The 22,021-nt window shown below is 63.3% G+C and carries 23 protein-coding genes; 6 read left to right on the top strand and 17 right to left on the bottom strand.

Annotation, left to right across the window (positions count from 1 at the left end; all coding sequences use genetic code 11):
- Positions 1–149 precede the first annotated feature (149 nt).
- The 8 genes from fabF to DUGA2_RS30355 all read right to left on the bottom strand — a co-directional run bounded on the left by fabF (position 150) and on the right by DUGA2_RS30355 (position 6,793).
- On the bottom strand, positions 150–1,397 hold the full coding sequence (fabF, locus tag DUGA2_RS30385) for a beta-ketoacyl-ACP synthase II (RefSeq protein ID WP_008449908.1): 1,248 nt from the start codon (positions 1,395–1,397) through the stop codon (positions 150–152).
- Between the two features lie 30 nt (positions 1,398–1,427).
- The gene (gene acpP / locus DUGA2_RS30380) at positions 1,428–1,667 is read right to left on the bottom strand and encodes an acyl carrier protein (RefSeq protein ID WP_008449912.1); all 240 of its coding nucleotides are present in this window, start codon (positions 1,665–1,667) and stop codon (positions 1,428–1,430) included.
- Positions 1,668–1,823: 156 nt separating this feature from the next.
- Positions 1,824–2,570: a 3-oxoacyl-ACP reductase FabG gene (gene fabG / locus DUGA2_RS30375; RefSeq protein WP_070273063.1), complete on the bottom strand. Its 747-nt coding sequence runs from the start codon at positions 2,568–2,570 to the stop codon at positions 1,824–1,826.
- 43 nt (positions 2,571–2,613) lie between these two features.
- Positions 2,614–3,555 (bottom strand): ACP S-malonyltransferase, encoded by a 942-nt coding sequence (fabD, locus tag DUGA2_RS30370; RefSeq protein ID WP_070273062.1) that lies wholly within the window; start codon positions 3,553–3,555, stop codon positions 2,614–2,616.
- Between the two features lie 100 nt (positions 3,556–3,655).
- Positions 3,656–4,642 carry a beta-ketoacyl-ACP synthase III gene (locus DUGA2_RS30365; RefSeq protein WP_070273061.1) on the bottom strand — a complete coding sequence of 329 codons (987 nt, stop codon included), beginning with the start codon at positions 4,640–4,642 and terminating at the stop codon, positions 3,656–3,658.
- A 16-nt stretch (positions 4,643–4,658) separates the two neighbouring features.
- Positions 4,659–5,720 carry a phosphate acyltransferase PlsX gene (gene plsX, locus DUGA2_RS30360; RefSeq protein ID WP_070273060.1) on the bottom strand — a complete coding sequence of 354 codons (1,062 nt, stop codon included), beginning with the start codon at positions 5,718–5,720 and terminating at the stop codon, positions 4,659–4,661.
- A 194-nt stretch (positions 5,721–5,914) separates the two neighbouring features.
- Positions 5,915–6,097, bottom strand: coding sequence for a 50S ribosomal protein L32 (gene rpmF, locus DUGA2_RS33020; RefSeq protein ID WP_008449924.1), 183 nt, complete (start codon positions 6,095–6,097; stop codon positions 5,915–5,917).
- A gap of 198 nt (positions 6,098–6,295) precedes the next feature.
- Complete coding sequence (locus tag DUGA2_RS30355; RefSeq protein ID WP_070273059.1) at positions 6,296–6,793, bottom strand: DUF177 domain-containing protein; 498 nt, start codon at positions 6,791–6,793, stop codon at positions 6,296–6,298.
- Positions 6,794–6,921: 128 nt separating this feature from the next.
- Here DUGA2_RS30355 and DUGA2_RS30350 point away from each other — a divergent pair, with 128 nt between their 5' ends.
- Together DUGA2_RS30350 and DUGA2_RS30345 are read left to right on the top strand one after the other, a co-directional pair.
- A complete protein-coding gene (locus DUGA2_RS30350) occupies positions 6,922–7,512 on the top strand; it encodes a Maf-like protein (protein WP_070273058.1) in 591 nt (196 codons plus the stop codon).
- Between the two features lie 8 nt (positions 7,513–7,520).
- The gene (locus DUGA2_RS30345; RefSeq protein ID WP_070273057.1) at positions 7,521–8,246 is read left to right on the top strand and encodes an SAM-dependent methyltransferase; all 726 of its coding nucleotides are present in this window, start codon (positions 7,521–7,523) and stop codon (positions 8,244–8,246) included.
- A 7-nt stretch (positions 8,247–8,253) separates the two neighbouring features.
- Here the strand turns inward: DUGA2_RS30345 and DUGA2_RS30340 are convergent, their stop codons facing one another.
- Both DUGA2_RS30340 and DUGA2_RS30335 read right to left on the bottom strand, forming a co-directional pair.
- Entirely contained in the window at positions 8,254–9,522 is a 1,269-nt protein-coding gene (locus DUGA2_RS30340; protein ID WP_070273056.1) for an EAL and HDOD domain-containing protein, read from the bottom strand.
- Between the two features lie 104 nt (positions 9,523–9,626).
- Positions 9,627–10,556 carry a 23S rRNA (adenine(2030)-N(6))-methyltransferase RlmJ gene (locus DUGA2_RS30335; RefSeq protein ID WP_070273055.1) on the bottom strand — a complete coding sequence of 310 codons (930 nt, stop codon included), beginning with the start codon at positions 10,554–10,556 and terminating at the stop codon, positions 9,627–9,629.
- A 177-nt stretch (positions 10,557–10,733) separates the two neighbouring features.
- Between DUGA2_RS30335 and DUGA2_RS30330 the strand changes: the two genes are divergently transcribed.
- Both DUGA2_RS30330 and DUGA2_RS30325 read left to right on the top strand, forming a co-directional pair.
- Positions 10,734–10,991, top strand: a complete 258-nt coding sequence (locus tag DUGA2_RS30330; protein WP_008449939.1) for a hypothetical protein — start codon at positions 10,734–10,736, stop codon at positions 10,989–10,991.
- Positions 10,988–11,215, top strand: a complete 228-nt coding sequence (locus DUGA2_RS30325; protein WP_008449942.1) for a hypothetical protein — start codon at positions 10,988–10,990, stop codon at positions 11,213–11,215. Before DUGA2_RS30330 ends, DUGA2_RS30325 begins: the two co-directional genes overlap by 4 nt.
- A 45-nt stretch (positions 11,216–11,260) precedes the next feature.
- Here DUGA2_RS30325 and aceA read toward each other — a convergent pair whose 3' ends face one another.
- The 4 genes from aceA to DUGA2_RS30305 all read right to left on the bottom strand — a co-directional run bounded on the left by aceA (position 11,261) and on the right by DUGA2_RS30305 (position 15,322).
- The gene (gene aceA / locus DUGA2_RS30320; protein WP_070273054.1) at positions 11,261–12,556 is read right to left on the bottom strand and encodes an isocitrate lyase; all 1,296 of its coding nucleotides are present in this window, start codon (positions 12,554–12,556) and stop codon (positions 11,261–11,263) included.
- Positions 12,557–12,841: 285 nt separating this feature from the next.
- A complete protein-coding gene (locus DUGA2_RS30315) occupies positions 12,842–13,444 on the bottom strand; it encodes a PEP-CTERM sorting domain-containing protein (protein WP_070273053.1) in 603 nt (200 codons plus the stop codon).
- A 123-nt stretch (positions 13,445–13,567) separates the two neighbouring features.
- Positions 13,568–14,065 (bottom strand): ribonuclease E activity regulator RraA, encoded by a 498-nt coding sequence (rraA, locus tag DUGA2_RS30310; RefSeq protein ID WP_070273052.1) that lies wholly within the window; start codon positions 14,063–14,065, stop codon positions 13,568–13,570.
- A gap of 36 nt (positions 14,066–14,101) precedes the next feature.
- On the bottom strand, positions 14,102–15,322 hold the full coding sequence (locus DUGA2_RS30305) for an MFS transporter (RefSeq protein WP_070273051.1): 1,221 nt from the start codon (positions 15,320–15,322) through the stop codon (positions 14,102–14,104).
- Positions 15,323–15,415: 93 nt separating this feature from the next.
- On the opposite strand from DUGA2_RS30305, the gene DUGA2_RS30300 reads away from it, so the two are divergent.
- A complete protein-coding gene (locus tag DUGA2_RS30300) occupies positions 15,416–16,204 on the top strand; it encodes a helix-turn-helix transcriptional regulator (protein WP_070273050.1) in 789 nt (262 codons plus the stop codon).
- A gap of 98 nt (positions 16,205–16,302) precedes the next feature.
- Positions 16,303–17,226, top strand: coding sequence for a GGDEF domain-containing protein (locus tag DUGA2_RS30295; RefSeq protein WP_070273049.1), 924 nt, complete (start codon positions 16,303–16,305; stop codon positions 17,224–17,226).
- On the opposite strand, the gene clpB is transcribed toward DUGA2_RS30295, so the two are convergent.
- The 3 genes from clpB to DUGA2_RS30280 form a co-directional block, all read right to left on the bottom strand.
- Positions 17,223–19,811 (bottom strand): ATP-dependent chaperone ClpB, encoded by a 2,589-nt coding sequence (gene clpB, locus DUGA2_RS30290; RefSeq protein ID WP_070273048.1) that lies wholly within the window; start codon positions 19,809–19,811, stop codon positions 17,223–17,225. The genes DUGA2_RS30295 and clpB overlap by 4 nt on opposite strands.
- A gap of 100 nt (positions 19,812–19,911) precedes the next feature.
- Positions 19,912–20,379 carry a molybdenum cofactor biosynthesis protein MoaE gene (locus DUGA2_RS30285; protein ID WP_070273047.1) on the bottom strand — a complete coding sequence of 156 codons (468 nt, stop codon included), beginning with the start codon at positions 20,377–20,379 and terminating at the stop codon, positions 19,912–19,914.
- A partial coding sequence (locus DUGA2_RS30280; RefSeq protein WP_070273046.1) for a DUF349 domain-containing protein occupies positions 20,376–22,021 on the bottom strand: 1,646 nt, incomplete at its 5' end. The genes DUGA2_RS30280 and DUGA2_RS30285, both read right to left, overlap by 4 nt.

Below are 22,021 nucleotides of genomic sequence, written 5' to 3'. Positions count from 1 at the left end.
CAACAACACAGGGGATTACATTCGGAAGCGCCGGCCGCGAAGGCCGGGCAATTCTGGCGCCGGCGAATGCCGGCGCCGAATCCACGCTCACCCTGTTTGGACAGGGCTGGCGTGGATTAGTTCAACGCGGAGTCGAACTTTTACGGACTTTAGATCTTACCGAACACCAGGCTGCCGTTGGTGCCGCCGAAGCCGAACGAGTTCTTGACTGCATACTCGATCTTCATCGGACGGGCCACGTTGGCGCAGAAGTCCAGGTCGCAAGCAGGGTCCTGGTTGAAGATGTTGATGGTCGGAGGCGACACCTGATGGTGTACCGCCAGCACCGTAAACACCGCTTCCAGGCCGCCGGCGCCGCCCAACAAGTGACCGGTCATCGACTTGGTCGAATTGATCACCATGTTCTTGGCGTGCGCGCCGAAGGTGCGCTTGATGCCCTGCACTTCCGCCACGTCGCCCTGCGGGGTCGACGTACCGTGTGCGTTCAGGTAGTTCACCTGGTCCGGATTGATGCCGGCGTTGGCCAGCGCTGCAATCACGGACTTGCTGCCGCCGCTGCCATCTTCCAATGGCGAGGTCATGTGATAAGCGTCAGCGCTCATCCCGAACCCCAGCAGCTCGGCGTAGATCTTGGCGCCGCGGGCCTTGGCGTGCTCGTACTCTTCGAGCACCATCACGCCGGCGCCTTCGCCCAGCACGAAACCGTCGCGGTCCATGTCCCATGGGCGGGACGCGGTCGCTGGATCGTCGTTGCGGGTCGACAGCGCGCGGGCCGAGGCGAAACCGCCCAGACCCAGTGGCGATACGGTCGATTCCGCACCGCCGGCCACCATGACGTCGGCATCGCCGTACTCAATCATGCGGGCGGCCGCGCCGATGCAGTGCAGGCCGGTGGTGCAGGCCGTGACGATCGACAGGTTAGGACCACGCATGCCGTACTTGATCGACAGGTTGCCCGAGATCATATTGATGATCGAGGCAGGCACGAAGAAAGGCGAGATACGGCGCGGACCGCGCTTGTCGTACTCTTCCTTGGTGGCTTCGATCAGCGGCAGGCCGCCGATACCGGAACCGATGATGACGCCGATGCGATCGGCATTCTCTTCGGTGACGACTATGCCGGAGTCTTGCACCGACTGGATGCCGGCCGCCATGCCGTAATGGATGAAGGTATCCATGTGGCGCGCTTCCTTAGCGGGGATGTAATCCTCGATATTGAAGCCTTTGACTTCACCGGCGAACTTGGTGGTGAAAGCTTGCGCATCAAACTTGGTGATGTTGGCAATCCCGGATTTACCCTCGGTGATCGCGGCCCACGATTCGGCAACGGTATTGCCGACCGGAGTCACGGCGCCCAGGCCGGTGATGACAACACGACGGTTTTTAGAACCTCTCAAGCGATTCTCCTAAAGTCGATCGGGCAGAAATTACGCCTTGACGTGGGCGGTAGCGTAGTCGATCGCTTGCTGCACGGTGGTGATCTTTTCTGCTTGTTCGTCAGGGATTTCCATTTCGAATTCGTCTTCCAGGGCCATCACCAGTTCAACGGTGTCCAGGGAGTCAGCGCCGAGGTCGTCGACGAACGAGGATTCGATCTTGATGTCTGCTTCGGCGACGCCCAGTTGCTCAGCGACGATTTTCTTAACGCGTTGTTCGATATCCGACATGTTATGGCTCCATTTTGTTTGTTACGGAAAGCGCGCATTTTATCAGGTTTGCGCACTGAAAAACTAATTTCGGTAGCTGCTGCGTATTTGCCCACAACTAATCCGAAATCACTGCTAAAAGACGAGAACCGGTGGATTTTACGCCACCGGAACGCATCAGTTCATATACATCCCGCCGTTCACGTGCAGGGTGGTGCCGGTAATATACGCTGCTTGCGGCGACGCCAGGAAGGCGACGGCGGCGGCGATATCCTCGGGTTTGCCCAGGCGTGCCAGCGGAATCTGCGTCAACAGGGCGGCGTGCTGCTCTTCGCCCAGGCCCTTGGTCATGTCGGTGTCGATGAAGCCCGGCGCCACGCTGTTGACGGTGATGTTGCGGCTGCCGATCTCGCGCGCCAGCGCGCGGCCCATGCCCTCGACGCCGGCCTTGGCGGCGGCGTAGTTCATCTGGCCCGGATTGCCGGAGGACGCCACCACCGAGGTGATGTTGATGATACGCCCGGTCTTGGCTTTCATCATGCCGCGCAGGACGGCGCGCGACAGGCGGCCGACCGAGCTCAGGTTGGTGGCGATGACGCTGTCCCACTCCTCGTCCTTCATGCGCATGGCCAGCTGGTCCTGCGTGATGCCGGCGTTGTTGACCAGGATGCCGACGGCGCCCCAGGTTTTGCCGATCTCGTCGATGACGGCGGCGCAGCGCTCAGGGTCGGTGACGTTGAGTACCATGCCCTTGCCGGCCTCGGCGCCGAACTCGGCCAGATAAGCCGAGATCGCTTCCGCGCCGGCTTCGGTGGTGGCGGTGCCGATCACGCGGGCGCCTTGACGGGCCAGCTCCTGGGCGATGGCCTTGCCGATGCCGCGCGATGCGCCCGTTACCAGGGCAACTTGATTTGCTAAATTCATGGTGTTCCTTAAACGTTTAGAGTGTGCCTGAAGACCCGGCTGCTTATTTGAGCAGGGTCAACACGCGTTCCAGCGATGCTTGATCGGTGATCGCGTCGCCGACCAGGGTGGCGTCGATGCGCTTGGTCAAGCCCATCAGCACCTTGCCAGGTCCGCACTCGACCACTTGCGTGATGCCTTCGGCGGCGACCTTCTGCATGGTTTCAACCCAGCGCACCGGCGCTGCGGCCTGGCGCACCAGGGCGTCCTTGATGCTGGCCGGATCGGTCAGCACGGCGACGTCGACGTTGTTGATCAGCGCGATCTGCGGCGCCGAGAACGTCAGGCCTTCCATGTAGTCGCGCAGGCGGTCCGAAGCCGGCTTCAGCAGCGACGAATGGAATGGCGCCGACACCGGCAGCTTCATGGCGCGCTTGGCGCCCTTGGCCTTGGCGATCTCGCAGGCGCGCTCGACCGCAGCGGTGTCGCCGGCGATCACGACCTGCGCTGGCGCGTTGAAGTTGACGGCCTCGACCACCGAACCGGCCACGGCGGCCGCGGCTTCGGCGCAGGCGGCGCGCACATCATCATCCGACAGGCCCAGCACGACGGCCATGGTGCCCATGCCAACCGGCACGGCTTCCTGCATCGCCTGCGCGCGGAAGCGCACCAGCGGCACGGCATCCTTGAACGAGATCACACCGGCAGCCACCAGCGCCGAGTATTCACCCAGGCTGTGGCCGGCAACGATGGATGGCAGCGGACCGCCGGCGGCGATCCATGCACGGTAGACGGCGACCGCAGCGGTCAGCATGACCGGCTGGGTGTTGGTGGTCAGGTCCAGCTCTTCCTTCGGACCTTCGGCGATCAGCTTGCCGAGGTCGAATTGCAGCGCGTCGGATGCCTCGGCGATGGTCTGCGCCACCACCGGGTTGCCGGCAAAGCCGTCCATCATCGCGATCGCTTGCGAACCCTGGCCTGGAAATACAAAAGCAAATTTAGTCATACTTCATCCATCTCATTTTTATTGAACGCTACGCTAGCATGCCATCGTGACAGCTTTGCTACCGCCGAGTCCGTTAGAACTCTAATTCTAATTCAGGCCCTTAAAAACGCGCCAACACCGCGCCCCAGGTGAAGCCGCCGCCTACGCCTTCCATCATGATGTGCTGTCCCTTCTTGATGCGGCCGTCGCGCACGGCGACGTCCAGCGCCAGCGGGATCGAGGCGGCCGAGGTGTTGCCGTGCTGGTCAACGGTGACGACCATCTTCCAGGCAGGCAGGCCCAGCTTCTTGGCGGTGCTGTTCATGATGCGGATGTTGGCCTGGTGCGGTATCAGCCAGTCGATCTGGTCGGCCGTCATATTGGCCTTGTCCAGCGCTTCGTGCGCGACCTTCTCCAGCACCGATACGGCCAGCTTGAACACGGCCGGACCATCCATGTACAGGAAGGCGCTGCCGGCAACCGCGCCGCCATCGACCGAACCCGGCACGCTGAGGATGTCCGAATGACGGCCGTCCGCGTGCAGCTTGGTCGCCAGGATGCCCGGCTCTTCCGAGGCGCTCAGCACGATGGCGCCGGCGCCGTCGCCGAACAGCACGCAGGTGGTGCGGTCGTCGAAATTGAGGATGCGCGAAAACACTTCGGCGCCGATCACCAGCACGTTCTTGTGCACGCCGGCGCGGATGAAGGCGTCGGCGGTGGACACGGCGTAGACGAAGCCGCTGCACACGGCTTGCACGTCGACCGCCGCGCTGTTGTTGGTCATGCCCAGTTTTTTCTGGACGATGCAGGCGGTGCTGGGGAAGCTGCCGAAGAAGTCCGGCGTCGAGCTGGCCAGCACGATCAGGTCGATGTCGTTCGGTTCCAGACCGGCCATTTCCAGCGCCTTCTTGGCGGCGTTGACCGCCAGGTCGGACGATTTCTGTTCAGGCTCGGCGAAGTGGCGCGCCGAAATACCGCTGCGGCTGACGATCCATTCGTCCGAGGTCTCTATGCCCTTGGCGGCGAGTTGATCAGCCAGGTCCTGGTTGGTCACACGCTTTTCCGGCAGGTAGCTGCCGGTGCCTATAATTTTGCTGTACAAAGTCATGCCGTTCTACCGTCCACTAAATAGTTGAGCTTGGTACTTCCGGGGTATCCGTGTTGCGCGGCATGAGCTCGGCGATCATTTCCGAGATATGCCCCAACACATCATTTTTTGCAGCATCATACGCGCGCCGGATCGCCCACTCAAAAGAATAGGCATCGGCGCCGCCATGGCTCTTGAACACCAGGCCGCGCAGGCCCAGCAGACTGGCGCCATTGTGGCGCGATGGCTGGAAGCGGTCCTTGACCGCCTTCAGCGCACCACCGCCGAGCAAAGCGCCCAGCATGGTCAACAGGTTACGCTTGAATTCCGTGCGCAGGGTGTCGCCAAAGAATCGTGCGACGCCCTCCACCGCCTTCAAGGTCACATTGCCGACAAAGCCATCGCACACCACGATATCGGTGGTGCCCTTGAAGATGTCGTTGCCTTCGACGTTGCCGTGGAAGTTGAGCGCGCCGCGCTCGTGGTCGGCCTGCAGCAGCTTGCTGGTGGCCTTGACCACTTCATTGCCCTTGATGTCCTCGGTGCCGACGTTCAGCAGGCCGATGGTGGGGCGGGCGATTTTTTCCATGGCCGAGACCAGCACCGAACCCATGATGGCGAACTGGTGCAGGTGATGCGGTTCGCAATCGACGTTGGCGCCCAGGTCCAGCATATAGGTCGGACCATTCTTCTGGTTCGGCATGATGCCGCAGATGGCCGGACGGTCGACGCCGGTCATGGTCTTGAGCACGTAGCGCGACACCGCCATCAGCGCGCCGGTATTGCCGGCCGAGACGCAGGCCTGGGCCTTGCCGTCCTTGACTTGCTCGATGGCGACGCGCATCGACGAATCCTTCTTGCGGCGCAGGGCCACTTCGAGCGGATCGTCCATGGTGACTTGTTCGGAGGCGTGTTGCACGGTGATGCGCGGATGCGCCTCGGCGTGCTGCTTTTTCAGTTCCGCACGGATGACGTCCTCCAAACCGACCAGGATCAGTTCAGCGTCAGGCTCACGTTTGAGGAAGGAAACTGCTGCGGGGATAGTGACCGACGGGCCGTGATCGCCACCCATGCAGTCGATAGAAATTTTGATTGTCATTTGTTTTGATTCAGTACCACGCTCCAGCCCATGCGGGGCAAGCTGCGGCAAGCTGCGGACCAACCACATCCAGGTCTACGCGTTTCAAAATGACGGTGTGCAAAAGAGGATTGCAGCCGATGATAAAGAAAAAGCGATGCTCCGCGAGTTATCCACGTAGCACCGCCTATTTCCGGGTCCAGCAAAAGCGTCGATTACTCGTCGTTTTTGGTTTTCAGGACTTTACGACCACGGTAGAAGCCGTTAGGGCTGATGTGGTGACGCAGGTGGGTTTCACCGGTGGTTGGCTCGATACCCAGTTGTGGAGCAACCAGGAAATCGTGCGAACGGTGCATACCGCGCTTCGAAGGGGACTTCTTGTTCTGTTGAACTGCCATGTTAATGACTCCTAATACATAAGTTCTAAAATTTTAACACATTCGACCAGCAAATACATGCGAATCGAGTATCCTGCCGGCAAAACTGAACCGGCATAGTTAAACTGAGATTTACTACATTTCACTGCTGACTTGCCATACTCGATTTACTACACGCGTTTGACACGTTCTTTACAACACTACTTATTCGGTACTGCTTTATTCGGATTTGAGGCCCTTGAGGGCGTCGAACGGCGACAACTTCGCGCTTTTTGCCTTGTCCAGCAGAGCGGAGTCGGGGCAGACATCATGTTTCGGCGTATGCGGCAGGGCCAGCAGCGCTTCGTCTTCCACCAAGTCCATCAGCTCCATGCTGCGGCTGCCGACGATCACATCGATCGTCTCGTCGTTGATCATTTCTTCGATCTCGTCCGCTTGCTCGTCGTCCTTGCCCAGCATCAGCACGGTTTGTGCGTCGATGGTGTGCGCGTAAGGCGTCAGGCAGCGCTGGCAGACCAGTTGCACGGTGCCGGAAACCGACAGCGTCATCTGCGGGAAGCCCATCTTGCTGGTGCCCCCTACTGCTTTCCAGGCGATCGTACCCGACGTATCGGCACAATCCTTGGTCAAACGGGTCATTTCGGCAACAGGCGTCACGCCTTGCTGGCTGCCGTTGCTCCGACAAAATTCAAAGGCGTCGATCACAATAGCATTCATTACAGAAAATTTCCCCGGAAAACCTGCGATAATAACAGGGTTTTCATCGTCAAGTCAAAGCCTTAGCGTATTTTTCGTTCTTTTTTGCCGCTGGCACGTCCGGCGACAGAGCATATAACATTCCCCTCATGACATCAAGTTTACTCGTACTCGCCTCCAGTTCCGCGTATCGCCGCGAACTCTTATCACGGCTGCAACTGCCGTTCGACGTGGCGGTGCCCGATATCGACGAAAGCCCGCTGCCCGGTGAGACGCCCAGCGCCACCGCGCTGCGCCTGGCGCGCGAAAAAGCCGCCGCCGTGGCCGCCAAGCTGCCGGGCTGCATCGTCATCGGCTCCGACCAGGTCGCCACGCTGGACGATGAGCAGATCGGCAAGCCGGGCAACCATGCCAACGCGCTGGCCCAGCTGCAGAAGATGCGCGGCCGCGAAGTGATCTTCCACACCGCGCTGTGCGTGTGGGATGGCCGCGACGGCACGGCACAGGTGGAAGACATCCGGACCGTGGTCAAGTTCCGCGACCTGCCGGACGCCGAGCTGGACGCCTACCTGCGCATCGAGCAGCCCTACGACTGCGCCGGCAGCGCCAAGAACGAGGCGCTCGGCATCGCCATCCTGGAACGCATCGACAGCAGCGACCCGACCGCCCTCACCGGCTTGCCTTTGATCGCGCTGACAGGCATGCTGCGCAACATCGGCGTTTCCTTCTTTACTACCTGACTGTTTTTATGACCGGCACCCTCTTCTTAATACCGAACACCCTGGGCGAGACTGAAGCGCTCTCCTCCGTACTGCCCGAACAGGTGCAGCGCATCACTTCGCAACTCGATTACTTTGTCGCCGAGAACGCCAAGACCGCGCGCGCCTTCCTCAAGCTGGTCAACGCCAACCATCCGCTGGCCAAGCCGCTGCAGGAAATCGCCATCTCCGAACTCAACGTCAACACCCCGGCCGCCGCGCTGGCGGGCCTGCTGGCGCCGCTGCTGGCCGGGCAGGATGGCGGACTGGTGTCGGAAGCCGGCGTGCCTGCGGTGGCCGACCCGGGCGCCGACCTGGTGCGGCTGGCGCATCAGCACAACATCCCGGTGCGGCCGCTGGTTGGACCGTCGTCGCTGCTGCTGGCGGTCATGGCGAGCGGCTTGAACGGACAGAGCTTCGCCTTCAACGGCTATCTGCCGACCGACGCCGCGCAGCGCGCCACCCGCATCAAGGAATTGGAACAGCGCTCGCGCAAGGAAAAGCAAACGCAGCTGTTCATTGAAACGCCCTACCGCAACGCCGCCATGCTGGAAGCGTTGACGGCGGCGTGCGCGCCGGGCACGCTGCTCTGCGTGGCGACCGACCTCAGCCTGCCATCGGAAACCATCCGCACCATGAGCGCGTCGCAATGGAAGAGCGCCAAGGCGCCGGACTTCCACAAGAAGCCCACCGTGTTCCTGCTGCTGGGCCAGTAATCCGGGGTCAGACGCCGCGGGTGTAGTCCGTCACCCACTCGATCGCGGCCAGCTGGATCGCGTACAGCTCGGCCGGCGTCAGCTCCAGCTGGTGCAGCATCTGCGCCAGCAGCTTGCCGTCGCGGTTGCGCTCGATGTGCTCGATCAGGCTCAGCATGCTGCCGTAGTCGCCGCTGCGGTGCAGCAGCGCGGCGCGCACCTCGTCCAGCACGTTGACGCTTTCCAGCACGTCGCGCATGTGGATCGAGAACAGCGTATCCATCAGCGACATCACGCCCACCGTGAAACCGATGTCGGCGCTGACGCGCTGCCCCGGCCGCAAATGTTCGACCATCAATTCCATGGTCTTGCCGCGCGTGGTGGCCAGCTGCAGCAGCGGCGAGGTGAACTCCTGCGTGCCGCCGCCCTTCACGTACAGCAGGATCTGCAGCCAGCGCCTGAGCTGGCGCCGCCCCAGCACCATCAGCGCATGGCCGACCGAGTTGATGCGGTAGCGCGCGCCGACCGCCGGCGTGTTCACCAGCCGCAGCAGGTTCAGCGTGATCAGCGCGTCGTGCTTGACGCTGCGTTCGATCTCATGGCTGCTGGCGTCGGTGTTGAGCAGGTCCAGCAAATGCAGCACGCTGCGCTGCGACGGCGAGATCTTCTTGCCGCTGAGGATGACGGGCCGCGCGAAATAATAGCCCTGGAAGTATTCGAAGCCCAGCTCCATGCATTGCTGGAACTCCTCCATCGTCTCGACCTTCTCGGCCAGCAGCTTCTGCTTGGGGTTCTTCAGCACGCGCGCCAGCGCCGGCAAGGTGCCGGGCTGCATTTCCTTGATGTCGACCTTGATGACGTCGCACAGCGGCTGGAATTTCTGCACGTCCTCGGACTGGCCGATCACATCGTCCAGCGCGAACTTGAAGCCGGCCTGCTTGAGCTCGCGTATGCGGTCCAGCACTTCCGGCGTGGCTTTGACGGTTTCGAGGATTTCGAGGATGACTTTGTCGTTCGGCAGGAAGCGGATGAAATCGCTCATCAGGCCGATGGCGTCGACGTTGACGAAGGCCATCTGGTCGCCCACCACGTGCTCCATGCCCAGCTCGGAGGCGTGGGCGATCACGGTGGCGGTGGCCTCGGCGTCGTCGGTGATGCTGGCTTCGTTGCGCAAGCGGGCGTCGCGGAACAGCAGCTCATATGCCACCAGCCGCTGTCCCCGGTTGAGGATGGGCTGGCGCGCGAGAAAGAAGTTGTCAGCAAGCTTGGACGGCACCGTTGACGACGTCATCATCATGGGAAGCTCCCCATCTGCAATCTGCTTAATTCGGGTTGCCGTCTCAAGCGGCAACCCGCTAACTAGCAGACTATACCCTGCTATACCGTCCTGACAACATTTTTCTAGCGACTGACCGGCCGGCGCACCGCAGTGTTGCGCGTACCCGTCGGCTTGCCGCTTTCCAGCGTGAATCGGGCGCCGGCATCCTTGCCCAGCACCTTGACCAGGTAGGGCATCACTTCCTTCAACATCGGCTCCAGCGTGTACGGCGGGTTCAGGATGAACATGCCGCTGCTGTGCAGGCCGAAACCGTCCGGCATCGGCGTATTGGTGGTCAGCACGACGTTGAGCCAGTCGCTGCATTGCAGCTGCTTGAGCTTGTCGGCGAACTGGCGCGATTCCATGCGCTGCAGCAGCGGATACCAGACCGCATAGGTGCCGGTCGGGAAGCGCACCAGCGCCTCGGCCAGCGTGTCCTTGACCTTTTTGTAGTCCTGCTTGTCTTCGTACGGCGGATCGATCAGCACCAGCGCGCGGCGCGACGGCGGCGGCAGCAGCGCCTTCAGCGCCTGGAAGCCGTCGCCGCGCGTCACCAGCACGCGCTTGCCGCGCGTGGTCGGGCGGATGCCCTGCTGCGCGGCGTGCTCGTCGAGCTTGCGGAAGTTATCGGCCAGCAGCTTGGAATCGGCCGGATGCAGTTCGAACAGGCGCAGGCGGTCGTGCTCGCGCGCGACCTGGTCGGCGATGTAGGGCGAGCCGGGGTAGTAGCGCATCTTGCCGCTCGGGTTCATGGCGCGGATCAGGTCGACGTATTCCTTGAGCGGCGCGGGCATGTCGGTGCGCTCCCACAGCGGGCCGATGCCGGTGTCGTATTCGGCGTTCTTGGAGGCGAAGGAGCCGTCGAGCGCGTACACGCCGGCGCCGGAGTGGGTGTCGATGTAGCTGTAGGCGGTATCTTTCTGATTCAGATACTGCATCAACTGGATGGTCACGAAATGCTTCAACACATCGGCGTGATTACCCGCATGAAAGGCGTGGCGGTAACTCAACATAAGCTTGGTACTTCCTAAATAGTGGCGTTGCAGAACAATCCCGCATTATCCACTAGAAAGCGCCGCCAGCCAAAAATGCGCCCATATCGTTTGCATCAAAGCGTGCACCGCCATGGTGACTAACATGGAACGGCCGTTCTGCATCCGCAGGCGCGGCGACCTTTCATGGAGGACATTATGGCATTCAACAACGTAGGTCCGCTGACCTTCCTGGCGCCGGGGCAGACGGCGTTCTGGAGCTACAGCTATCCCAGCGACCATGGCACGCAGTTCGCCTCGGCCGACGTCAAGGCGCCCAACCAGGGCGCGGTCCACATGGCCGACCAGCAAAGCAAGCGCAAGGAAAACAATGGCGACGCCACCTATTTCGTCCAGATCCACAACCAGGGCATAGGCGGCGCCTTCCACAACCTGCAAGGTGGAGGCATGTCATGAAGATGACCATCGTAACCGACGACCAGAACAACATCCTGGGCGCCGTGCAGGGCCATTCCCTGTCGGCGAAACAAGGCCAGATGGAAGTGAACGTGTCGTTCGCGCCGGGCCACAAGACCCATATGCTGGAGGTCGACGACGACCTGGCCACCATCCACGACGTGGATGACTTCCAGCGGCGCCTGAAGCAGCACCTGCATCAGCACCTGGGCAAGCAGCCCTGAAGCAAGCGCCGCGCACGCGTAGGCATCACCGCCGCGTGCGCGGCATCAGGCCACCTTCCTGTCGAAGAATTGCTCGTCCTCGGTCGAACCGTGCAAGGCGGTGGTCGACGACTGGCCGTTCTGGATGCACTGGGTGACGGCGTCGAAGTAGCCGGTGCCCACCTCGCGCTGGTGTTTGACCGCCGTGAAGCCCTTCTCGGCGGCGGCGAATTCCGCCTCCTGCAGCTCGACGAAGGCCGACATCTGGCGGCGCGCATAGCCGTGCGCCAGGTTGAACATGCCGTAGTTGAGCGCGTGGAAACCGGCCAGCGTGATGAACTGGAACTTGTAGCCCATGGCGCCCAGCTCCTTCTGGAAGCGGGCGATGGTGGCGTCGTCCAGGTTTTTCTTCCAGTTGAACGAGGGCGAACAGTTGTACGCCAACATCTTGCCGGGGAACCTGGCGTGCACGGCATCGGCGAACCGCTTGGCGAAGGCCAGGTCCGGCTTGCCGGTCTCGCACCAGACCAGGTCGGCGTACGGCGCGTAGGCCAGCGCGCGCGCTATCGCCTGCTCCAGGCCCGGCCTGACCTTGTAGAAGCCCTCGACGGTGCGCTCGCCGGTGCAGAACGGACTGTCGTTGCCGTCCACGTCCGAGGTCAGCAGGTCTGCCGCCTCGGCGTCGGTGCGGGCGATCACCAGCGTCGAGACGCCCATGACATCGGCCGCCAGGCGGGCCGCGGTCAGCTTTTCCACCGCCTCGCGCGTCGGCACCAGCACCTTGCCGCCCATGTGGCCGCACTTCTTGACCGATGCCAGCTGGTCTTCGAAATGCACGCCGGCGGCGCCGGCGGCGATCATCGACTTCATCAGCTCGTAGGCGTTGAGCACGCCGCCGAAACCGGCCTCGGCGTCGGCCACGATGGGCGCGAAGAAGTCGATCTCATCCTTGCCTTCCGACCACTGGATCTGGTCGGCGCGCTGGAAGGTGTTGTTGATGCGCTGGACCACCATGGGCACCGAGTTGGCCGGATACAGCGACTGGTCGGGATACATTTCCCCCGCCAGGTTGGCGTCGCCGGCGACTTGCCAGCCCGACAGGTAGATCGCTTTCAGGCCGGCCTTGACCTGCTGCATGGCCTGGTTGCCGGTCAGCGCACCCAGCGCGTTGACGAAGGGCTCGTCGTTGAGCAAGTTCCACAACTTGTCCGCGCCGCGCCTGGCCAGCGTATGCTCGATCTGCAGGGAACCGCGCAGGCGCACCACGTCTTCGGCGCTGTAGCTGCGGGTGACGCCCTGCCAGCGCGGGTTGGTGTCCCAGTCTTGTTGCAGGGCGGCGATTTGCTGTTCGCGAGTTGTCATGGCGTTCTCCTATTTAAAACGAAATCCGTTATACAAATAGTAGACTTTTTTTCGCCCGCGAAAACAGTCTTATATAAGACATATAAGCAGATATTTATCCATAAAAATCAATGGGATAATTATCATTTTTCATGATGCGGAACAATATTTCTCAAAACGAAAGAGAACTCCGCAACGCGCCGCCAGCACTTCCCGCAATGTGAAATGAACGCCGCGCCTGATGAAAAGCAAACACCCCGCAAGCCTTGCGGCTTGCGGGGTGTCGGCGCAGTCGTGCGATGGGTATCAGGTTTTGCGGCGGCGGGCAGCCATCCCCACCAGGCCCAGGCCTGCCAGCAGCATGCCGTAGGTTGCCGGCTCAGGCACGGCCAGCACGGTGAACTCGGTCGCACCGATGTAGGCGCCGGTCATCGTGAAGTAGCTGATCGACGGCGTGTTTTCCATGAAGCCATGGAACTCGCCCTGGTTGTTGCCGCCATTGGTCAGGAAGGTCAAGGTAGTCGACTCGATCAGCGTAAATGTCGAGTCATAGGCCGCAATCGTCGCCGTACCGTAATCGCGCGGTGCGGCGTAATTGAGGAAAGCGCCAACGCCGCTGACGGCTTGCGAGAACGCCAGCATCATCGTGCTGGAGCTGTCGTTCGTGCCGGCCATCGGCATGCCAGCCCAGAAGCCGTTGTTGGCAAAGCCGTAGCCGGCGTCGTAGCCGTAGACCGAGTTGTTGTTGGCGCTGCTCCAGATCACGCCTGGCGCCAAAACTTGTGGACCGGCGCCAAAATACTGTAATACCGGCATAGGCAAAACCGTGCCGCCCGGGATCGACGTCACCGGTGCGGCCTGGGCGGACAGCCCCAGTGCGCATAACACTGCAAAAGTAAGTTTCTTCATGGAAGACTCCTGATGAACCTGCACTTATGCACCAAAAATTGATGCATTGTAATTTTTACATGCAGCCTCAACAGTGTCAATATTAATTGCAAAAATACCACAAATCTTTCATTAAAGAAAACATTATGAAACTAGCATTTGCTGAGCCACCAGGATGCCGTCGGCGTCGGCATAGATCCAGTCGCCCGGCTGCACCGGCACGCCCTGGATGTGCACCCGCACATTGCGCTCGCCCGCACCCTTCTTGCTGCTCTTCTGCGGATGGGCGCCCAGCGCGCGCACGCCGATTTCGCAGGAGTTGATCTCGTCGGTGTCGCGGATGCAGCCGTCGACGATGATGCCGGCCCAGCCATTGTCCTGGGCCAGCAAGCCCAGCTGGCCGCCGACCAGCGCGCGGCGCAGGCTGCCGCCGCCGTCGATCACCAGCACATTGCCGCCGCCCTGGGTTTCCAGCACCGAGCGCACCAGGGCGTTGTCCTCATGCACCTTGAGCGTGGTCACGCGGCCCGAAAACCGCACCTGCTTGCCAAAGTGGCGGAACACCGGCGGCAGCACGGCCAGGCGGCCGTCCTCCAGCAGATTGGCGTTGTCGTCGCATAAATCGGTGGTGGCGAAATTCATTGTCGTTCCGTGCATATGGTGAAGGAAACAATGATTCTATGCTGTTTTGGCGGCCGCGACCAAGCGGGTCTTGCTGCCGACGCCGAGCGCGGTCAGGATCACCAGCGCCTGGAACGCACCGATGCCGATGAACACGCCGGCCGGATGGTGGGCGTCCATCAGCGCGCCGAACAGCAGCGGGCCCAGCGCCAATCCGCTGTCCAGGCCGGAATACACGACGCCGAACACGCGGCCGGTGGCGTTGGCCGGCGCCGCGCCCCGTATCAGCAGGTCGCGCGACGGGCCGGAAATGCCGGTCGCCAGGCCGATCAATCCCATCAGCGCGACCGCCATCCACGCAGGGGCCACGGCGGCGGCCAGCACCAGCGACAGCAGCGCCGCCGTGCCGAAGGCCAGGATGATGACGCGGTCGTGATTGCGGCTGCCCGCCGCGAGGAAGCCGCCGTACACCATGCCGGCCGCCGAGGCGATCATATAGGCGGTGTAGGCCGTGGTGGCCCAGGCCAGCGACATGCCGTACAGGCTCACCAGGCTGGTCGCGGCGAAGCTCTGGATGCCGGCCAGCGCCACCGCCGAGATCAGGAAGAAGGCAAAGCACATCCACACCACCTGCAGGCGCAGGAAGCCGAACGCCCCGCCCTGGCCTGCTCCGGCCGGGGCCGCAGGCGCCGAAGCCGAACCGGGCCGCAGCGCGTGGCGATTCCAGACCAGCAGCGCCAGCACCGCCAGCGGCAGCAGGGCCGCGCTCAGCAGCGCCGTGCGCCAATCGGTGCGGCTGGCCACAAAGGTCAGGAACAGCGGCGACATCGCCCAGCCGATATTGCCGCTGATGCCGTGCACCGAGAAGCCGTGCGCCAACCTCCCTTTGGACACCCGCTGGTTCAGCAGCGTGTAGTCGGCCGGATGGAACACGCTGTTGCCGCAGCCGGCCAGCAAGGCGCCCAGCATCAGTTGCGCATAGCTGTGTGCGCTCGACAGCATCACCGCAGACAGTCCCAGCAGCCCGATGCCGCCGAACAGCACGGCGCGCGCGCTGTAGCGGTCGACGACGAAGCCGGCCATCGCCTGCCCCACGCCGGAGACGGTGAAAAACACCGTCATCAGCAGGCCCAGCTCGGCATAGCTCAGGTGGAATTCCGGCTTCAGCCACGGTATCAGCGCCGCCAGGATCACGTGGTAAAAGTGCGAAGTGCCGTGCGCCAGCCCGACCAGGCCGATGACCCGGGCGTCCTGCCGCAGCAACGAAGTGTCGTTCATGCCGCCTCCCTGCTTTAAAAAAGAAGGCCTAGTGTAAGCATTTCGCCCGCGTCTGATTTAAGATAGAAGGTCAACATTTATCGAAATCCCGCCATGCCGATACCGGTCGTCACGCACACCCAGTTCAACTGGAACTGCGACTTCCCCACCGCCGCCCGGCCGCTGACCATGTCCGGCCGCGACCTGCCGGCCGACGCCGTGCTGCAGCCGCACGACCACCCGTGGGGCCAGTTCACCTACGCCATGCAGGGCGTGATGCGCGTGACGGCCAACCACAGCAGCTGGATCGTGCCGCCGCAGCGGGCCATCTGGATCGCGCCGGACGTCGAGCACGCCATCACCGTGCTGGAGCCGACCCGGCTGCGTCCGCTGTGCGTGCACGCCAGCCGCTCGCCCTTCCCGGACGCCTGCAAGGTGGTGGAAGTGTCGGGCCTGCTGCGCGAGCTGCTGGCCGCGCTGGAGCAGCACGACCAGGACGAACAGTCCGGCCGCGAACGCCTGCTGGGCGAAATGATCCTCGACGAATTGCCGCGCTGCGCCGCCCGTCCGCTGCGCGTGCCGCTGCCGCACGACAAGCGTCTGAAGGCCCTGTGCGACGCCCTGGTCGCCGATCCCGGCGCCGAGTACACGCTGGCGGACTGGGCCGGCCAGGTCGGCGCCTCGGAACGCACGCTGACCCGCCTGTTCGAGCGCGAGCTGGGCATGCGCTTCAGCCAGTGGCGCCAGCAGGCCAGGCTGGCGCACGCGGCGCCGCTGATCGCGCGCGGCGTGCCGCTGTCGCAGGTGGCGGCGCAGCTCGGTTACGCCAGCCAGTCGGCCTTCTCGGCCATGTTCAAGAAAACCTTCGGCAGCACGCCGACATCTTTTTTCGCTGAAAAATAGATAAACGGTCAAGTTTTCGTTTAATACACCGTTAACGTTGACTTGGACGAAAGTACGGTACATTAGTGGAAACTCAACAACTCGAAAAACGGTATCGCATGACCGACGTGTCGCTCTTCTCGAACGCGCAGATTGCCGCCCTGCTCGCCGCGCTACCGGACCCGGCGTTTATCCTCACCCGCAGCGGCAAGTACGCCGCCCTGTTCGGCGGCACCGACGCCCGCTACTACCACGACGGCAGCGCCCTGGTCGGCAAGAGCATCCCGGACGTGCTGAACGGCGAAAAGGCCGCCTGGTTCATCGCGCAGATCGCCATCGCGCTGGCCAAGACAGGCTTGCACGTCGTCGAATACCAGTTGAACCGCAAGGATGTGAAAGGCCTCGACGCCGACGGCCCGGAAGACACGATCTGGTTCGAAGGCCGCGTGCAGGCGCTGGAGTACCGGGTGCAGGGAGAAGAGGCGGTGCTGTGGGTGGCCAGCAATATCACCGCCAGCAAAAAGCTGGAAGCCTTGCTGCGCATGCAGAGCGAGACCGATTCCTTGAGCGGCCTGGCCAACCGCCGCAAGCTGATGCAGGCGCTCACCGACAACTACGAGCTGTACGCCCGCTACCAGACGCCGGCCGCGGTGCTGATCTTCGACATCGACAAGTTCAAGCACATCAACGACACCTACGGCCACCTGAGCGGCGACAAGGCGATCCAGGCCACGGCCGAGGTCTGCCGGCGCGAGCTGCGCGCCACCGACTTCCCGGCCCGGCTGGGCGGCGACGAATTCGTGATCCTGATGCCGCACACCGGCTGCGATCAGGCGCTGCCGATCGCCGAGCGGCTGCGGCAAAAGGTGCCGGCGGCCCTGCGCGCGTCGGGCACGCTGGGCGACGGCGCCACCATCAGCGGCGGCCTGAGCGAACTGCTACCCGGCGACAGCTCTTTCGAGGACGTGCTGAAACGGGCGGACGACGCGCTGTACCGCGCCAAACGCGACGGCCGCAACCGTATCGTCCGCCTTGACGCCTAGCTGAAGGTCAGCTCGCCGTTGACAGGATCGGCGTCGACGTGGATGATGTCCTTCGGACCGAAATGGCCTTGCAGGATCAGCTTGGACAGCGGATTCTCGATCTGCTGCTGGATCGCCCGCTTCAACGGCCGCGCGCCATACACCGGATCGTAGCCCGCCTCGGCGATCTTGTGCAGCGCCCCTTCGGTGATCGTCAGCGTCATCTCCATCTTGGCCAGGCGCTGCTCCAGGATCGCCAGCTGGATCTTGGCGATGGCGCCGATGTTCTTCTCATCGAGGCCGTGGAACACGACGATTTCATCGATACGGTTGATGAACTCCGGACGGAAGTGCGAACGCACCTCGGCCATCACCGCCAGCTTGACCACGCCGGGATCGGAATCCTCCATCGCCTGGATCTTGTGCGAACCCAGGTTGGACGTCATGATGATGACCGTGTTCTTGAAGTCCACCGTGCGGCCCTGGCCGTCCGTCATGCGGCCGTCGTCCAGCGCCTGCAGCAGCACGTTGAACACGTCCGGATGCGCCTTCTCCACCTCGTCCAGCAGGATCACGCTGTACGGCTTGCGGCGCACGGCCTCGGTAAGGTAGCCGCCCTCGTCGTAGCCGACGTAGCCGGGCGGCGCGCCGATCAGGCGGGCCACCGAATGCTTCTCCATGAATTCGCTCATGTCGATGCGTATCATCGATTCCTCGGTGTCGAACAGGAAGCCCGCCAGCGCCTTGGACAGCTCGGTCTTGCCGACGCCCGTCGGCCCCAGGAACATGAAGGAGCCATACGGACGGTTCGGATCGGACAGCCCGGCGCGCGAACGGCGGATCGCGTCGGACACGGCGGCGATCGCCTCGTCCTGGCCAACCACGCGTTCGTGCAGCTTCTCTTCGATGTGCAGCAGCTTGTCGCGCTCGCCCTGCATCATGCGCGACACCGGGATGCCGGTCGCGCGCGACACCACCTCGGCGATTTCCTCGGCGCCGACTTCGGTGCGCAGCAGCTTCGGCTTGGCGGCGTCGCCGGCCGTCAGGTTCGCGCTCTCGGCCTGCTTCAGCTGCGCCTCCAGCTCGGGCAGGCGGCCATACTGCAGTTCCGACACGCGCTGCCAGTTGCTGTCGCGCGTGGCCTGCTCCATCTGCAGCTTGATGCGCTCGATCTCTTCCTTGATGTGGGTGCTGCCCTGCACCACCGCCTTCTCGGCCTTGAGGATTTCCTCGTAGTCGTTCAACTCGCGCTGCAGGCGCAGGATCTCCTCGTCGATCAGGTCCAGACGGCGGCGCGAGCCTTCGTCCTTCTCCTTCTTGACGGCTTCCTTCTCGATCTTCAGCTGGATCAGGCGGCGTTCCAGCTTGTCCATCACCTCCGGCTTGGAGTCGATCTCGATCTTGATCTTGGACGCCGCTTCGTCGATCAAATCGATCGCCTTGTCGGGCAGGAAGCGGTCGGTGATGTAGCGGTGCGACAGCTCGGCCGCGGCGATGATGGCGGCGTCCGAGATGGCGACCTTGTGGTGCAGCTCATACTTGTCCTGCAAGCCGCGCAGGATGGCGATGGTGGCTTCCACCGACGGCTCGTCGACCAGGATCTTCTGGAAGCGGCGCTCCAGCGCGGCATCCTTCTCGATGTATTTGCGGTATTCATCCAGCGTGGTCGCGCCGACGCAATGCAGCTCGCCGCGCGCCAATGCTGGCTTGAGCATATTGCCCGCATCCATGGCGCCATCGGCCTTGCCGGCGCCGACCATCGTGTGCATCTCGTCGATGAAGACGATGGTCTGGCCTTCGTCCATGGCCAGTTCCTTCAGCACGGATTTCAGGCGCTCCTCGAACTCGCCGCGATACTTGGCGCCGGCCACCAGCGCCGCCATGTCCAGCGACAGCACGCGCTTGCCCTTGAGCGAATCGGGCACCTCGTTGTTGACGATGCGCTGCGCCAGGCCTTCGACGATGGCGGTCTTGCCGACGCCGGGTTCGCCGATCAGCACCGGATTGTTCTTGGTGCGGCGCTGCAGCACCTGGATGGCGCGGCGGATCTCGTCGTCGCGGCCGATCACGGGATCGAGCTTGCCGGAGCGGGCGCGCTCGGTCAGGTCCAGCGTGTATTTTTTCAGGGCTTCGCGCTGGCCTTCGGCCTCGGCGTTGTCCACCTTGGCGCCGCCGCGCACGGTGTCGATGGCCGCTTCCAGCGACTTGCGGGTCAGGCCGTTTTCGCGCGCCAACTGGCCGGCGTCGGATTTGTCCTCGGTCAGCGCCAGCAGCACCATCTCGCTGGAGATGAACTGGTCGACGCGCTTCTGCGCTTCCTTGTCCGCCAGGTTCAGCACGGAGACCAGCTCGCGGCTGGCCTGGACATCGCCGCCGGTGCCCGAGACTTTGGGCAGCCGCTCCAGCGAGGAGCCCAGCGCCTTGGTCAGGCCGCCGACATTGACGCCGGCGCGCTGCAACAGGGAACGCGCGCTGCCGTCGTTCTGGTTCAGCAGTGCGGTCAGCAGGTGGACCGGTTCGATGTACTGGTTATCGTTGCCTACGGCCAGACTCTGCGAGTCCGACAGGGCTTCCTGGAGTTTGGTGGTGAGTTTGTCTTGCCGCATGGAATTGCTCCAATATATTTAACTTATCGCATACATAGGGATATGCGATCAGTTTTCAAGGAGACGCCTATTTATTTAACAAATCCATGATCTACATCAATTATGGCTGAACGCTCCATTTTTTCAGCGCGACATCGTCGCTGACGCGGGCGTCGACCCAGCGCGCGCCGCCGGGGGTCTGCTCCTTCTTCCAGAACGGCGCCTCGGTCTTCAGGTAGTCGATGATGAATTCGCAGGCCGCGAAGGCCTCGCCGCGGTGCGCCGACGTCACCGCCACCAGCACGATCTGCTCCAGCGGCTTGAGCGGCCCCACCCGGTGGATCACCAGCGCGCCGAACACCGGCCAGCGCGCCCTGGCCTGACCGATGATGGCGAGGATGGATTGCTCGGTCATGCCGGCGTAGTGCTCCAGCTCCATCTCCGCCACGCTGGCGCCCTCGTTCAGGTCGCGCACGGTGCCGACAAAGCTGACGATGGCGCCGACCTTGGGATTGTCGGCGCGCAGCCGCGCCAGTTCCGCGCTCAGATCGAAGTCTTCCGCCTGGACGCGGACCTGGACCAGGCTCATGCGCGCTCCGAGGCGCCGATGCGGCGGAACAGCTGCTCGATGCGGCTGGCGGTGCGGGCGTCGGCCAGCGCCGGCATCGCACACAGTTGCAGGTAGGCGCTGCCGGCGCTCTGCGGCTTCTGGCCGGACTTCAGCGACGATTGCAGCACTTCGACCTGCATCTTCAAGCGTTCGCGCGCGAACTCGGCGCCGCTGTCGACGCCGGCCACGATTTCCAGCCGCAGCACTTCGTCGAGCAGCTTGGCGCGGTTGCGCTCCAGCTGCTCGGCGTAGGCGCTGCGCTTGCCGTCCAAAGCCGCCAGCGCGGCATTGAAGCGGCCGTGCAGCGCGCGCTCGTATTCGGCGGCCAGCGGCGGCAACGCCGACCAGCGGGACTGCCAGTCGGCACCGTCGATGGCGGCGCCGTCGGCCGGCGTGCCGATCGCGCTTTCCAGCGCCTGGCACAGGCGCAGCTTGTCGCGCAGCGCGTTGGCCTGGGCGGCGCCGGCGCGGCGCTTGATCGCGTCAGCCTGGCCCTGCACCGCCGCCAGCGCCGCGTTGTAGCGTTGCAGGATGCGGGCTTCGGCGGCGCGCGGCACGCCGCCGGACGCATGCCAGCTTGATGCCGCGTCGCGCAGCGTCTTGGCGATGGCCGCCAGCTGGGCCTTGTCATCGCCGCTGAAGGTGGCAGTTTCCAGTTCCAGGCACAGCGCTTCGCGCGCGTGCAGGTGGGCCTTGCGTTCGTGGTCGGCCGCGTGGGCGCTTTCCTTGCGTTTGTTGAAGATGGTGTCGCAAGCGGCGCGGAAACGCTGCCACAGCGCCTGTTCGGCCTTGCGCTCCAGCGGCAGCGCCTTGGCCTGCTCCTGCCAGCGCTCCTGCAGGCGGCGCAGGTGGTCCAGCGTGTGGCGGTCGCCCGGCTGCATCTGCTCCGCTTCGGCGATCAGCTGTTCGCGCTTGGCCGTTTCGATCTTGCGTTGTTCGGCTAATGGCGCCAGCATCTGGCCGAGCGCCTTATCGAAAGCTTGATCCAGCTTACGTTTTTCCTTGCGGTCGATGGTGCCGAGACGGCCCCACATCTGACGCAGGCGTTGGCCGGCGGCGGCCACGTTCTTCAGGTCCGCGCCCTCGCCCGCCGCGCTGGCGGCCATGGCGCGGGTTTCCTCGACCAGCGCCTGCGCCTTGGCGGCGTTGGCGTGGCGTTCGTCGGCCAGTTGCTTGAAATGGGCGGCGGCCGGTGCATAGGCCGTGGTGCAGGCGGTGTCGAAACGTTCCCACAGGCTTTTCGGCGCATGGCCGGAGACGGCGTCCAGCGACTTCCAGCGCTCGCGCATGCTGCCGACCTTCTTCGCTAGTTCGCTCATCGCCAGGCCCAGTGCGGGCAGTTCTTCCACCGCCTTGACCAGCTCCTCGCGCGAGACGTTGCCGCCCCAGCGCGCCCAGTCGCCCAGGCGTTTGAGCTCGGCGCGCACGTGGTTCAGGCGGTCGGTCTGGGCCGGGGTCAGGCGGGTCTTGTGTTCCTTCAGCCATTTGTCGTGGTCGGCGGCGGCGTGCAGCAAGCCTTGCGCCAGCGCGGCGTCCATCGCATCCAGCGTTTCCAGGAATTTCTTGTCGGTTTCCTTGGGCGCGGCGGGCTGCTTCGGTGGACGCGCGGCCTGTGCCGACG

Origin of the sequence: Duganella sp. HH101 (genome assembly GCF_001758795.1) — a bacterium.
GTDB classification, from domain to species: domain Bacteria; phylum Pseudomonadota; class Gammaproteobacteria; order Burkholderiales; family Burkholderiaceae_D; genus Rugamonas; species Rugamonas rivuli.
Note: the sequence above shows the minus strand (reverse complement) of the source record. Positions and strands in the feature narration are given on the sequence as shown.

Bases quoted from the DNA above. Each gene is read 5' to 3' on its own strand.
- acpP (WP_008449912.1), bottom strand. From the start codon at position 1,667: ATGTCGGATATCGAACAACGCGTTAAGAAAATCGTCGCTGAGCAACTG.
- fabG (WP_070273063.1), bottom strand. From the start codon at position 2,570: ATGAATTTAGCAAATCAAGTTGCCCTGGTAACGGGCGCATCGCGCGGC.
- fabD (WP_070273062.1), bottom strand. From the start codon at position 3,555: ATGACTAAATTTGCTTTTGTATTTCCAGGCCAGGGTTCGCAAGCGATC.
- DUGA2_RS30365 (WP_070273061.1), bottom strand. From the start codon at position 4,642: ATGACTTTGTACAGCAAAATTATAGGCACCGGCAGCTACCTGCCGGAA.
- plsX (WP_070273060.1), bottom strand. From the start codon at position 5,720: ATGACAATCAAAATTTCTATCGACTGCATGGGTGGCGATCACGGCCCG.
- rpmF (WP_008449924.1), bottom strand. From the start codon at position 6,097: ATGGCAGTTCAACAGAACAAGAAGTCCCCTTCGAAGCGCGGTATGCAC.
- DUGA2_RS30355 (WP_070273059.1), bottom strand. From the start codon at position 6,793: ATGAATGCTATTGTGATCGACGCCTTTGAATTTTGTCGGAGCAACGGC.
- DUGA2_RS30350 (WP_070273058.1), top strand. From the start codon at position 6,922: ATGACATCAAGTTTACTCGTACTCGCCTCCAGTTCCGCGTATCGCCGC.
- DUGA2_RS30345 (WP_070273057.1), top strand. From the start codon at position 7,521: ATGACCGGCACCCTCTTCTTAATACCGAACACCCTGGGCGAGACTGAA.
- DUGA2_RS30340 (WP_070273056.1), bottom strand. From the start codon at position 9,522: ATGATGATGACGTCGTCAACGGTGCCGTCCAAGCTTGCTGACAACTTC.
- DUGA2_RS30335 (WP_070273055.1), bottom strand. From the start codon at position 10,556: ATGTTGAGTTACCGCCACGCCTTTCATGCGGGTAATCACGCCGATGTG.
- DUGA2_RS30330 (WP_008449939.1), top strand. From the start codon at position 10,734: ATGGCATTCAACAACGTAGGTCCGCTGACCTTCCTGGCGCCGGGGCAG.
- DUGA2_RS30325 (WP_008449942.1), top strand. From the start codon at position 10,988: ATGAAGATGACCATCGTAACCGACGACCAGAACAACATCCTGGGCGCC.
- aceA (WP_070273054.1), bottom strand. From the start codon at position 12,556: ATGACAACTCGCGAACAGCAAATCGCCGCCCTGCAACAAGACTGGGAC.
- DUGA2_RS30315 (WP_070273053.1), bottom strand. From the start codon at position 13,444: ATGAAGAAACTTACTTTTGCAGTGTTATGCGCACTGGGGCTGTCCGCC.
- rraA (WP_070273052.1), bottom strand. From the start codon at position 14,065: ATGAATTTCGCCACCACCGATTTATGCGACGACAACGCCAATCTGCTG.
- DUGA2_RS30305 (WP_070273051.1), bottom strand. From the start codon at position 15,322: ATGAACGACACTTCGTTGCTGCGGCAGGACGCCCGGGTCATCGGCCTG.
- DUGA2_RS30300 (WP_070273050.1), top strand. From the start codon at position 15,416: ATGCCGATACCGGTCGTCACGCACACCCAGTTCAACTGGAACTGCGAC.
- DUGA2_RS30295 (WP_070273049.1), top strand. From the start codon at position 16,303: ATGACCGACGTGTCGCTCTTCTCGAACGCGCAGATTGCCGCCCTGCTC.
- clpB (WP_070273048.1), bottom strand. From the start codon at position 19,811: ATGCGGCAAGACAAACTCACCACCAAACTCCAGGAAGCCCTGTCGGAC.
- DUGA2_RS30285 (WP_070273047.1), bottom strand. From the start codon at position 20,379: ATGAGCCTGGTCCAGGTCCGCGTCCAGGCGGAAGACTTCGATCTGAGC.